Here is a 12584-nt window from a genome sequence, read left to right as displayed (position 1 = left end):
AACGTCAGCATCACCGTGAAGCTGATCAACCCGATCGCGATGGAAGAAGGCCTGCGCTTCGCCATCCGTGAAGGCGGCCGTACCGTGGGTTCGGGCGTCGTGGCCAAGATCCTCGACATCTAAGCCGAGCGTAAAGAGTACCGGAGGGGTATAGCTCAATTGGCAGAGCGTCGGTCTCCAAAACCGAAGGTTGTAGGTTCGATTCCTACTGCCCCTGCCACCTAGGTGGCACCCCGACAAGCCCATCGCGATCCGATGGGCTTCGGCGTCTCAAGAGACGCATTGAATTGAAGGCCGCGAGGCCACAGGAAATCAGCCGACATGGCCACTTCTCAAATCGAAACCGTGAGCACGGGTGCCGACAAAGCCAAGCTGGCTGCGGCGGTGGTGCTGGCAGTGGGCGCCATCGTGGCGTTCTACCTGCTGTCGCGCCAAGGCTCGCTGGTGCAATGGGCTGCGCTGCTGGTCGGCCTGGCTGCGGCCGTGGGCGCCTTCGGCAGCTCCGAGAATGGCCGTCAGCTGTGGGCTTTCGGTCGTGACTCGTGGCGCGAGGTCAAGAAGGTCGTGTGGCCGACCCGCAAGGAATCGATGCAGATGACGGCCTATGTGTTCGCCTTCGTGGCGATCATGTCCGTCTTCCTCTGGCTCACCGACAAGACGCTCGAATGGGTGTTCTTTGACCTCATTCTGGGCTGGAGAAAATAATGACCGACGACGCAGTTGAAACCACGCAGAGCACGCCGGAAGAGGAGCAGAACCCTCTCCTGACCCCCGCTGCCAATCCTGATCTGCGTTGGTACGTGGTGCATGCCTACTCGGGCATGGAAAAGGCCGTCGAGCGCAACATCACCGAGCGCATCACCCGCGCCGGCATGCAGGACAAGTTCGGCCGCATCCTGGTTCCGACCGAAGAAGTGGTCGAGATCAAGAACGGCCAGAAGCGCACCACCGAGCGCCGTTTCTTCCCGGGCTACGTGCTGGTCGAAATGATCATGGACGACGAGAGCTGGCACCTGGTGAAGCACACCAACAAGGTGACGGGTTTCGTGGGCGGCGCCAAGAACCGTCCGGCCCCGATCTCGCAGAAAGAGGTCGAGGACATCGTCAACCAGATGCAGCAGGGCACCGAGAAGCCGCGCCACAAGGTGGAGTTCACCGTGGGTGAGTTCGTGCGCGTCAAGGAAGGCCCGTTCACCGACTTCAACGGCACGGTGGAAGACGTCAACTACGAGAAGAGCAAGGTCAGCGTGTCGGTCATGATTTTCGGCCGCGCCACCCCTGTGGAGCTCGAATTCGGTCAGGTCGAGAAGACCTGATCCCACGGCCTGCCTTCGGGCGGGCCTGCCAGTTTCCGGCTGCGCGTTGTCCGACTCGGCGCGCGGCCTTGATCGAAGAGTCGTTTAACCCCGGGGAGCCGCGGCGAGAGCCAAGGCGATATCACCCGCAAGGAGCAAAGCATGGCGAAAAAAATCGTCGGCTTCATCAAGCTGCAAGTGCCAGCTGGTAAGGCCAACCCGTCCCCGCCGATCGGTCCCGCACTGGGTCAGCGCGGTCTGAACATCATGGAGTTCTGCAAGGCGTTCAACGCGCAAACCCAAGGCGTCGAGCCGGGTCTGCCGCTGCCGGTGGTCATCACCGCGTTCGCTGACAAGAGCTTCACCTTCATCATCAAGACGCCCCCGGCGATCACCTTGATCAAGAAGGCCATCAAGCTGGACAAGGGCTCGGCCCGTCCGCACACCGACAAGGTCGGCAAGATCACGCGCGCTCAGCTCGAAGAAATCGCCAAGGCCAAGATGAAGGACCTGACTGCCGCCGACCTCGACGCAGCAGTTCGCACGATCGCCGGCTCGGCCCGCTCGATGGGCGTGAATGTGGAGGGCGTGTAAATGTCCAAGATCACCAAGAAGCAAAAGTCGCTGCAAGGCAAGGTCGACAGCAACAAGCTGTACCCCCTGGCTGACGCCATCGTCATCGTCAAGGATGCCGCCACCGCCAAGTTCGACGAATCGATCGACGTGGCCGTGCAGCTGGGCATCGACGCGAAGAAGTCGGACCAGGTGGTTCGCGGTGCTGTCGTGCTGCCGAACGGCACCGGCAAGACCAAGCGCGTCGCCGTGTTCGCCCAAGGCGCCAAGGCTGAAGAAGCCAAGGCCGCCGGCGCCGACATCGTCGGCATGGACGACCTGGCTGCGATGGTCAAGGCTGGCGACATGCCTTTCGACGTCGTGATCGCTGCCCCTGACGCCATGCGCGTCGTCGGTACGCTCGGTCAGATCCTCGGCCCGCGTGGCCTGATGCCCAACCCCAAGGTTGGCACCGTGACGCCTGACGTCGCCACCGCTGTCAAGAACGCCAAGGCTGGCCAGGTCCAGTTCCGCGTCGACAAGGCCGGCATCATCCACGGCACGATCGGCCGTCGCTCGTTCGACAACGACAAGCTGCAAGGCAACCTCGCTGCGCTGATCGACGCTCTGGTCAAGGCCAAGCCGGCGACCAGCAAGGGCGTGTACCTGCGCAAGGTGGCTGTGTCGTCGACGATGGGTCTGGGTGTCCGTGTGGACACGCAAACCATCTCGGCGAGCTAAAGAGATTTGCCCGATCCCGCAAGGAGAGGGCAGATGTGGTGGGTCGCGGCAGCTTCGGTTGCCGCGAGCCATCCAAGACCGCTGGTGTGCAGGGCGCTGCACTTAATGGCCGGATCGATCCTTCCGGTATCCAGCGCAGATGGCGACCCCACTGCAAGGAATTTGATTTTTGTTCCGAAACAGTTGGTCGCTGCATGAAGCGCGATCCGAGGCCCCGGCCGAAGGTCGCATTAAAAGGAGTAGACCTTGAGTCTGAATCGCAGTGAGAAAGAAGCGGTCATCAGTGATGTGACCAGCCTCGCCGCAAAAGCTCAAACGCTCGTGATGGCGGAATACCGTGGCATCACGGTGGCCGATATGACCAAACTGCGCAGCGAAGCGCGCAGCAACGGTGTGACCCTGAGTGTTCTGAAGAACACGCTGGCTCGCCGTGCTGTCGCTGGCAGCCCGTTTGAGATCGTCGGCGACCAGATGACCGGTCCGCTGATCTATGGCTTCTCCGAAGACGCTGTGGCTGCCGCTAAGGTGGTGGCCAATTTCGCGAAGACCAACGACAAGTTGGTGATTCGCGGTGGCGCATTCGGTGGCAAGGCCCTGGACGTCGAAGGCGTGAAGCAACTGGCCAACATCCCTTCCAAGGAAGTGCTGCTGGCGCAACTGCTGGGCTTGATGCAATCCCCGATTTCTCGTACCGCCCGCGTGCTCGCGGCGCTGGCCGAGAAGCGCGGTGGTGGCGAAGCTGCACCCGTCGCCGATGCACCGGCAGAAGCGCAGGCCGCTTGAGCCTCGCGTTTGAAATATTCAACCCAATTGTTAGGAAACAAAAATGGCATTCGATAAAGACGCATTTCTGACCGCGCTCGACGCAATGACGGTCTTGGAACTCAACGACCTGGTGAAGGCCATCGAAGAGAAGTTCGGCGTGAGCGCCGCAGCCATGTCGGCACCCGCTGCCGGCGGTGGCGCTGCTGCTGCAGTCGCTGAAGAGCAAACCGAATTCAACGTCATGCTGATGGATGCTGGCGCGAACAAGGTGTCGGCGATCAAGGCCGTGCGCGAAATCACCGGCCTGGGCCTCAAGGAAGCCAAGGACCTGGTGGAAGCTGCTCCCAAGGCTGTCAAGGAAGGCCTGTCGAAGGCTGACGCTGAAGCCGCCAAGAAGAAGCTGGAAGATGCCGGCGCCAAGGTGGAACTGAAGTAATTCAGACCCCCTGGAGGGCTGGAGGTGCCTGAAAAGGCCCTCCAGCCTTTGCCGCTTTCAGAGCGCACCCAAAAGCCGGCTTGGCGCCGGTTTTCTCGAAGGCCCGAAGGCCGCCGGAAAAGCAAAAGCCAAGACGATTTTTGAGTGTCTTCTGAACCCGACTGCAGAAGACCCCTTGGTTCGGGCGATGTGCAATGCATCGCCGTCCGCCAACGGCTGGTAGTGGCCAGCCGCCAAGCAGTGGTGCCGTTCGCCCGGCACTGCTGACAAGTCGCTGAAGATCTCAAGCACCGGAGCTCTCATGGCCCAATCGTCCGCGTACAGTTACACCGAACGCAAGCGCATCCGAAAAAGTTTCGGTAACCGCGACAGCGTCGTCGAAATCCCCTACCTGCTGCAGATGCAGAAAGACGCGTACACCGCGTTCCTGCAAGCCGGCATTGCCCCCAAGCACCGCACCGTCGAAGGCCTGCAGGCCGCGTTCGACGCTGCCTTCCCGATCGTCTCGCACAACGGTTTTGTCGAGATGAAGTTCCTCGAGTACAACCTGGCGAAGCCGGCGTTCGATGTGCGTGAGTGCCAGACCCGTGGTCTGACCTTCGCCTCGGCCGTGCGCGCCAAGGTGCAGCTCATCATCTATGACCGTGAGTCGTCGACCTCGCAGTCGAAGGTGGTCAAGGAAGTGAAGGAACAAGAGGTCTACATGGGCGAAGTGCCGCTCATGACCGACAAGGGTTCGTTCATCATCAACGGCACCGAGCGCGTGATCGTCTCGCAGCTGCACCGTTCGCCCGGCGTGTTCTTCGAACACGACAAGGGCAAGACGCACAGCTCGGGCAAGCTGCTGTTCTCGGCCCGCGTGATTCCCTACCGCGGTTCGTGGCTCGACTTCGAGTTCGACCCGAAGGACATGCTGTACTTCCGCGTGGACCGTCGCCGCAAGATGCCGGTCACGATCCTGCTGAAGGCCATCGGCCTGAACCCGGAATCGATCCTCGCGAACTTCTTCGTGAACGACAACTTCCGCCTGATGGACAGCGGCGCGCAGATGGAGTTCGTCTCCGAGCGCCTGCGCGGCGAAGTCGCGCGCTTCGACATCACAGACAAGTCGGGCAAGGTCGTGGTCGCCAAGGACAAGCGCGTCACGGCGCGTCACACGCGTGAACTCGAGCAGGGCGGCACCACGCACATCAGCGTGCCGGAAGACTTCCTGGTCGGCCGCGTCATCGCCCGCAACATCGTCGACGCCGACTCCGGCGAAATCCTGGCCAAGGCCAACGACGAACTGACCGAAGCGCTGCTCAAGAAGCTGCGCACGGCCGGCGTGCAGGACATCCAGGTCATCTACACGAACGAACTGGACCAGGGCGCGTACATCTCGCAGACGCTGCGCATCGACGAAACGGTGGACGAGTTCGCTGCCCGCGTGGCGATCTACCGCATGATGCGCCCCGGCGAGCCGCCGACGGAAGACGCGGTGCAGGCCCTGTTCCAGCGCCTGTTCTACAACCCGGACACGTACGACCTGTCGCGCGTGGGCCGCATGAAGTTCAACGCCAAGGTCGGCCGCGACGAATCGACCGGCCCGATGGTGCTGACCAACGAAGACATCCTGGCCGTGGTCAAGATCCTCGTGGACCTGCGCAACGGCAACGGCGAAGTCGACGACATCGACCACCTGGGCAACCGCCGCGTGCGTTGCGTCGGCGAACTGGCCGAAAACCAGTACCGCACCGGTCTGGCACGTATCGAGAAGGCCGTGAAGGAACGTCTGGGTCAGGCCGAGCAAGAGCCGCTGATGCCGCACGACCTGATCAACAGCAAGCCGATCTCGGCCGCGCTGAAGGAATTCTTCGGTGCGTCGCAGCTGTCGCAGTTCATGGACCAGACGAACCCGCTGTCCGAAATCACCCACAAGCGCCGCGTGTCGGCCCTTGGCCCGGGTGGTCTGACGCGTGAACGTGCAGGCTTCGAAGTGCGCGACGTGCACGTGACCCACTACGGCCGCGTGTGCCCGATCGAAACGCCTGAAGGCCCGAACATCGGTCTGATCAACTCGCTGGCCCTGTACGCCCGCCTGAACGAATACGGCTTCATCGAGACGCCGTACCGCCGCGTGGTCGACAGCAAGGTCACGATGGACATCGACTACCTGTCGGCCATCGAAGAAGGCAAGTACGTCATCGCCCAGGCCAACGCGGTCCTGGACAAGGACGGCAAGCTGACCGGCGACCTGGTCTCGGCGCGTGAAGCCGGCGAATCGATCCTGGTCGGTGCCGAGCGCATCCAGTACATGGACGTGTCGCCCGCGCAGATCGTGTCGGTGGCCGCCTCGCTCGTGCCGTTCCTGGAGCACGACGATGCGAACCGCGCGTTGATGGGCGCCAACATGCAGCGTCAGGCCGTGCCTGTGCTGCGTCCCGAAAAGCCGATGGTCGGTACCGGCATCGAGCGCGTTTCCGCGGTCGACTCGGGCACCGTGGTCACGGCCACCCGCGGCGGTATCGTCGACTACGTCGATGCGACCCGTGTCGTGGTGCGCGTGAACGACGCCGAAGCGGCTGCCGGTGAAGTCGGTGTGGACATCTACAACCTGATCAAGTATCAGCGTTCGAACCAGAACACCAACATCCACCAGCGTCCCATCGTCAAGCGCGGCGACAAGATCGCCAAGGGCGACGTGGTGGCCGACGGCGCATCGACCGACCTCGGCGAACTGGCCCTCGGCCAGAACATGCTGATCGCGTTCATGCCCTGGAACGGCTACAACTTCGAAGACTCGATCCTGATCTCGGAACGCGTCGTCGCCGAAGACCGCTACACCTCGATCCACATCGAGGAACTGGTGGTCATGGCTCGCGACACGAAGCTGGGCGCCGAGGAAATTACGCGCGACATCCCGAACCTGGCCGAGCAGCAGCTCAACCGCCTCGACGAATCCGGCATCATTTATGTCGGCGCCGAAGTGCAGCCGGGCGACACGCTGGTGGGCAAGGTCACGCCGAAGGGCGAGACCACGCTGACGCCGGAAGAGAAGCTGCTTCGCGCCATCTTCGGCGAGAAGGCTTCCGACGTGAAGGACACCTCGCTGCGCGTGGACCAGGGCTCGCAAGGCACCGTGATCGACGTGCAGGTGTTCACCCGCGAAGGCATCCAGCGCGACAAGCGCGCCCAGCAGATCATCGACGATGAACTCAAGCGCTTCCGCCTCGACCTGAACGACCAGCTGCGCATCGTCGAAGCCGACGCGTTCGACCGTATCGAGAAGCTCTTGACCGGCAAGGTTGCCAACGGCGGTCCGAACAAGCTGGCCAAGGGCACCAAGCTCGACAAGGCCTACCTGTCGTCGGTCGAGAAGTTCCACTGGTTCGACATCCGCCCGGCGGAAGACGACGTGGCCTCGCAGCTCGAGTCGATCAAGAACTCGCTGGAGCAGACGCGCCACAGCTTCGACCTCGCATTCGAAGAAAAGCGCAAGAAGCTCACGCAGGGCGACGAGCTGCCCGCGGGCGTGCTCAAGATGGTCAAGGTCTACCTGGCCGTCAAGCGCCGCCTGCAACCCGGCGACAAGATGGCCGGCCGTCACGGCAACAAGGGTGTGGTTTCCAAGATCGTTCCGGTCGAAGACATGCCCCACATGGCCGACGGCACGCCGTGCGACATCTGCCTGAACCCGCTGGGCGTGCCTTCGCGGATGAACGTGGGCCAGGTGCTCGAAGTGCATCTGGGCTGGGCCGGCAAGGGCATCGGCCAGCGCATCGGTGACCTGCTGCAGCAAGAGGCCAAGGTGGCCGAGCTGCGCAAGTTCATGGAGCAGCTGTACAACGGTTCGGGCCGTAAGGAAGAGCTCGACCAGCTGAGCGACACCGAGCTGCTCGCCATGGCGGCCAACCTGCAAAGCGGCGCGACCTTCGCGACGCCGGTGTTCGACGGCGCCTCGGAAGAAGAAATCCGCGGCATGCTCAAGCTCGCCTACCCGGACGACATCGCCAAGCTCAAGGGCCTGACCGAGACGCGCACGCAGGCTTACCTGTACGACGGCCGCACCGGCGACCAGTTCGAGCGTCCCGTCACCGTCGGCTACATGCACTTCTTGAAGCTGCACCACCTGGTGGACGACAAGATGCACGCCCGTTCGACCGGCCCGTACTCGCTCGTCACGCAGCAACCGCTGGGCGGCAAGGCGCAGTTCGGCGGCCAGCGTTTCGGTGAAATGGAAGTGTGGGCGCTGGAAGCTTACGGCGCCGCCTACGTCCTGCAGGAAATGCTGACCGTGAAGTCCGACGACGTGCAAGGCCGTACCAAGGTGTACGAAAGCATCGTCAAGGGCGAGCACTCGATCGAAGCCGGCATGCCGGAATCGTTCAACGTGCTGGTCAAGGAAATTCGTTCGCTGGGTCTCGACATCGAGCTCGAGCGTTCCTAAGTTGAAAAGGGAAAGAGTCTTATGAAATCGCTACTCGACCTGTTCAAGCAATTCACGCCCGATGAGCATTTCGATGCCATCAAGATCGGCATGGCTTCGCCCGAGAAGATCCGTTCGTGGTCTTTCGGCGAGGTGAAGAAGCCTGAGACGATCAACTACCGCACGTTCAAGCCCGAGCGCGACGGTCTGTTCTGCGCCAAGATCTTCGGCCCCATCAAGGACTACGAGTGCCTGTGCGGCAAGTACAAGCGCCTGAAGCACCGCGGCGTGATCTGCGAGAAGTGCGGCGTTGAAGTCACGCAGACGAAGGTGCGTCGCGAACGCATGGGTCACATCGACCTGGCCGCGCCCTGCGCCCACATCTGGTTCCTGAAGTCGCTGCCGTCGCGTCTGGGCCTCGTGCTCGACATGACGCTGCGCGACATCGAACGCGTGCTGTACTTCGAAGCGTACGTGATCACCGACCCCGGCATGACCCCGCTGAAGAAGTTCGGCATCATGTCCGAGGACGACTACGACGCCAAGCGCAAGGAATACGGTGACGAGTTCATCGCCAAGATGGGCGCCGAAGGCATCAAGGACCTGCTCGAAGGCATCGAACTCGACAGCGAGATCGAACGCCTGCGTGGCGACCTGACCGGCTCCGAAGTCAAGGTCAAGAAGAACTCCAAGCGCCTGAAGGTGCTCGAGGCCTTCCGCAAGTCGGGCATCAAGCCCCAGTGGATGGTGCTCGAAGTGCTGCCCGTGCTGCCGCCGGACCTGCGTCCGCTGGTGCCGCTGGACGGCGGCCGCTTCGCGACCTCCGACCTGAACGACCTGTACCGCCGCGTCATCAACCGCAACTCGCGTCTGCGCCGCCTGCTGGAGCTGAAGGCTCCGGAAATCATCGCGCGCAACGAAAAGCGGATGCTGCAAGAAGCGGTCGACTCGCTGCTGGACAACGGCCGTCGCGGCAAGGCCATGACGGGCGCCAACAAGCGCGCGCTCAAGTCGCTGGCCGACATGATCAAGGGCAAGAGCGGTCGTTTCCGCCAGAACCTGCTGGGCAAGCGCGTGGACTACTCGGGCCGTTCGGTCATCGTGGTGGGCCCGACGCTCAAGCTGCACCAGTGCGGCCTGCCCAAGCTGATGGCGCTCGAGCTGTTCAAGCCCTTCATCTTCTCGCGCCTCGAAGCCATGGGCATCGCGACGACGATCAAGGCTGCCAAGAAGGAAGTCGAATCGGGCACGCCGGTGGTCTGGGACATCCTGGAAGAAGTCATCAAAGAGCACCCGGTCATGCTGAACCGTGCGCCTACGCTGCACCGTTTGGGCATCCAGGCGTTCGAGCCGATCCTGATCGAAGGCAAGGCCATCCAGCTGCACCCGCTCGTTTGCGCGGCCTTCAACGCCGACTTCGACGGCGACCAGATGGCTGTCCACGTGCCGCTGTCGGTGGAAGCGCAGATGGAAGCCCGCACGCTGATGCTGGCCTCCAACAACGTGCTGTTCCCGGCTTCGGGCGAACCGTCGATCGTTCCTTCGCAGGACGTGGTGCTGGGTCTGTACTACACGACCCGCGACCGCATCAACGGCAAGGGCGAGGGCCTGATCTTCTCCGACATCGGTGAAGTGCAGCGCGCGCTGGACGCCAACGAAGTCGAGCTCACCGCCAAGGTCGCGGTGCGTATCACGGAGTACACCAAGGACAAGGAAACCGGCGTGTTCACGCCGTCGACCTCGCTCGTGGACACCACCGTGGGCCGTGCCCTGCTGTCCGAGATCCTGCCGAAGGGCCTGCCGTTCTCGAACATCAACAAGGCGCTGAAGAAGAAGGAAATCTCCAAGCTCATCAACGTCTCGTTCCGCAAGTGCGGTCTGAAAGAGACCGTCGTGTTCGCCGACAAGCTGCTGCAAAACGGCTTCCGTCTGGCGACCAAGGCCGGCATCTCGATCGCGATCGACGACATGCTGGTGCCCGCTGAGAAGCACGGCATCATCGAGCGCTCGGCCAAGGAAGTGAAGGAGATCGAACAGCAGTACGTCTCCGGTCTCGTGACCTCCGGCGAGCGCTACAACAAGGTGGTGGACATCTGGGGCAAGGCCGGCGACGAGGTGTCGAAGGTCATGATGGCCAAGCTCTCGAAGCAGAAGGTCATCGACCGCCACGGCAAGGAAGTCGAGCAGGAGTCGTTCAACTCCATCTACATGATGGCCGACTCCGGCGCCCGCGGTTCCGCAGCGCAGATTCGCCAGGTGGCCGGTATGCGGGGCCTGATGGCCAAGCCGGACGGCTCGATCATCGAGACGCCCATTACCGCGAACTTCCGCGAAGGCCTGAACGTGTTGGAGTACTTCATCTCCACCCACGGTGCCCGTAAGGGTCTGGCCGACACGGCGCTGAAGACGGCGAACTCGGGTTACCTGACCCGTCGTCTGGTCGACGTGACGCAAGACTTGGTGGTCACCGAGCAGGATTGCGGCACGCACGGCGGTTACCTGATGCGCGCCATCGTCGAAGGCGGTGAAGTGATCGAGTCGCTGCGCGACCGAATCCTCGGCCGCTCGGCGGCGGACGACGTGCTGCACCCGGAAAACCGTTCGGTGCTGCTCAAGGCCGGCGAGATGTTCGACGAAGACAACATCGAAGCACTGGAAGCCCAGGGCGTCGACGAAGTCAAGGTCCGCACCGCGCTGACCTGCGAAACGCGTTTCGGCATCTGCGCGACCTGCTACGGCCGCGACCTGGGCCGTGGCGGCCTGATCAACATCGGCGAAGCCGTCGGTGTGATCGCTGCCCAGTCCATCGGCGAACCCGGCACGCAGCTGACGATGCGTACCTTCCACATCGGTGGTGCCGCTTCGCGCGCTGCCATCGCCTCGAGCGTGGAAGCCAAGTCGAACGGCTCGATCGGCTTCAACGCCACGATGCGCTACGTGACCAACAGCAAGGGCGAGCTGGTCGTGATTTCGCGTTCGGGCGAGATCGTCATCCATGACGAGCACGGCCGTGAGCGCGAGCGTCACAAGGTGCCGTACGGCGCCACGCTGACGGTCAAGGCCGACCAGCAGATCAAGGCCGGCCACGTGCTCGCCAACTGGGACCCGCTGACCCGCCCGATCATTACCGAGTTCGCCGGCAAGGCGCAGTTCGAGAACGTCGAGGAAGGCCTGACGGTCGCCAAGCAGGTGGACGAAGTGACCGGTCTGTCGACCCTGGTCGTGATCGACCCGAAGCGCCGCGGCGCTGCCAAGGTCGTGCGTCCGCAGGTCAAGCTGATCGACGCCCAAGGCCTAGAAGTGAAGATCCCCGGCACCGACCACTCGGTGACGATCGGCTTCCCGATCGGCGCCCTGGTGCAGATCCGCGACGGCCAGGACGTGGGCCCCGGCGAAGTGCTGGCACGCATCCCGGTCGAAGGTCAGAAGACCCGAGACATCACCGGCGGTCTGCCGCGCGTGGCCGAGCTGTTCGAAGCCCGTTCGCCGAAGGACAAGGGCATGCTGGCCGAAATGACCGGTACCGTGTCGTTCGGTAAAGAGACCAAGGGCAAGATCCGCCTGCAGATCACCGATCCCGAAGGCGGCGTCTACGAAGACCTCGTGCCGAAGGAAAAGAACATCCTGGTGCACGAAGGCCAGGTGGTGAACAAGGGCGAAAGCGTGGTCGACGGTCCGGCGGACCCGCAGGACATCCTGCGCCTGCTGGGTTCGGAAGAACTCGCGCGCTACATCGTGGACGAAGTGCAGGACGTGTACCGTTTGCAGGGTGTGAAGATCAACGACAAGCACATCGAGGTGATCGTTCGCCAGATGCTGCGCCGCGTCGTGGTCGACAACATCGGCGACACGAGCTACATCTCGGGCGAACAGGTCGAACGCAGCGAAATGCTCAACACCAACGACGCCCTGCGCGCCGAAGGCAAGATCCCCGCGACGTTCACCAACTTGCTGCTGGGTATCACGAAGGCGTCGCTGTCGACCGACTCGTTCATCTCGGCCGCTTCGTTCCAGGAAACGACGCGCGTGCTGACCGAAGCCGCGATCATGGGCAAGCGCGACGAGCTGCGCGGTCTGAAGGAAAACGTCATCGTCGGTCGCCTGATTCCCGCAGGCACCGGCATGGCCTACCACCAGGCCCGCAAGGTCAAGGACGCCATGGACGAGGCCGAGCGCCGCGCCATCGCCGAGTCGGAAGCCGCTGAACTGGCCGGCTCCGGCGACAGCGATGCAGCGACCAGCACGGTCGACGCCAACGAAGGCGCCGCGACCGAATAACTGGTTAGCATCACCGGCATGACCGGTTGCCCACGCCCTCCGACCGCTCCGGTCGGGGGGCGTTTTTCTTTGTGTTCGCAGGGGTCCGACCGATGACCAAGAGGTTCTGTTT

The 12584-nt window shown here is 62.8% G+C and carries 9 protein-coding genes and 1 tRNA gene; all 10 read left to right on the top strand.

Annotated elements, in window-relative coordinates; all coding sequences use genetic code 11:
- Positions 1-123 (top strand): EF-Tu C-terminal domain-related protein (locus VHAB30_RS22740; protein WP_455342413.1); only part of this gene is annotated, 123 nt, incomplete at its 5' end.
- A gap of 21 nt (positions 124-144) precedes the next feature.
- Positions 145-220: transfer RNA gene (locus VHAB30_RS22735), tRNA-Trp, on the top strand.
- A 101-nt stretch (positions 221-321) separates the two neighbouring features.
- Entirely contained in the window at positions 322-705 is a 384-nt protein-coding gene (gene secE / locus VHAB30_RS22730; RefSeq protein WP_062479313.1) for a preprotein translocase subunit SecE, read from the top strand.
- Complete coding sequence (gene nusG / locus VHAB30_RS22725; RefSeq protein WP_062479316.1) at positions 705-1316, top strand: transcription termination/antitermination protein NusG; 612 nt, start codon at positions 705-707, stop codon at positions 1314-1316. The genes secE and nusG overlap by 1 nt, the downstream gene beginning before the upstream one ends.
- A gap of 141 nt (positions 1317-1457) precedes the next feature.
- Positions 1458-1889, top strand: coding sequence for a 50S ribosomal protein L11 (gene rplK / locus VHAB30_RS22720; RefSeq protein WP_056584627.1), 432 nt, complete (start codon positions 1458-1460; stop codon positions 1887-1889).
- The gene (rplA, locus tag VHAB30_RS22715) at positions 1890-2588 is read left to right on the top strand and encodes a 50S ribosomal protein L1 (RefSeq protein ID WP_062479319.1); all 699 of its coding nucleotides are present in this window, start codon (positions 1890-1892) and stop codon (positions 2586-2588) included.
- 246 nt (positions 2589-2834) lie between these two features.
- Positions 2835-3371 (top strand): 50S ribosomal protein L10, encoded by a 537-nt coding sequence (gene rplJ, locus VHAB30_RS22710; protein WP_119557819.1) that lies wholly within the window; start codon positions 2835-2837, stop codon positions 3369-3371.
- 43 nt (positions 3372-3414) lie between these two features.
- Positions 3415-3789, top strand: a complete 375-nt coding sequence (gene rplL, locus VHAB30_RS22705; protein ID WP_070063901.1) for a 50S ribosomal protein L7/L12 — start codon at positions 3415-3417, stop codon at positions 3787-3789.
- 301 nt (positions 3790-4090) lie between these two features.
- A complete protein-coding gene (rpoB, locus tag VHAB30_RS22700; protein ID WP_095743426.1) occupies positions 4091-8215 on the top strand; it encodes a DNA-directed RNA polymerase subunit beta in 4125 nt (1374 codons plus the stop codon).
- 21 nt (positions 8216-8236) lie between these two features.
- On the top strand, positions 8237-12472 hold the full coding sequence (rpoC, locus tag VHAB30_RS22695) for a DNA-directed RNA polymerase subunit beta' (RefSeq protein WP_062479330.1): 4236 nt from the start codon (positions 8237-8239) through the stop codon (positions 12470-12472).
- Positions 12473-12584 lie beyond the last annotated feature (112 nt).

Source organism: Variovorax boronicumulans (genome assembly GCF_009811375.1).
GTDB classification, from domain to species: Bacteria; Pseudomonadota; Gammaproteobacteria; order Burkholderiales; family Burkholderiaceae_C; genus Variovorax; species Variovorax boronicumulans.
The sequence above is the reverse complement of the archived record's forward strand: the minus strand, read 5'-3'. Positions and strand labels throughout refer to the sequence as shown.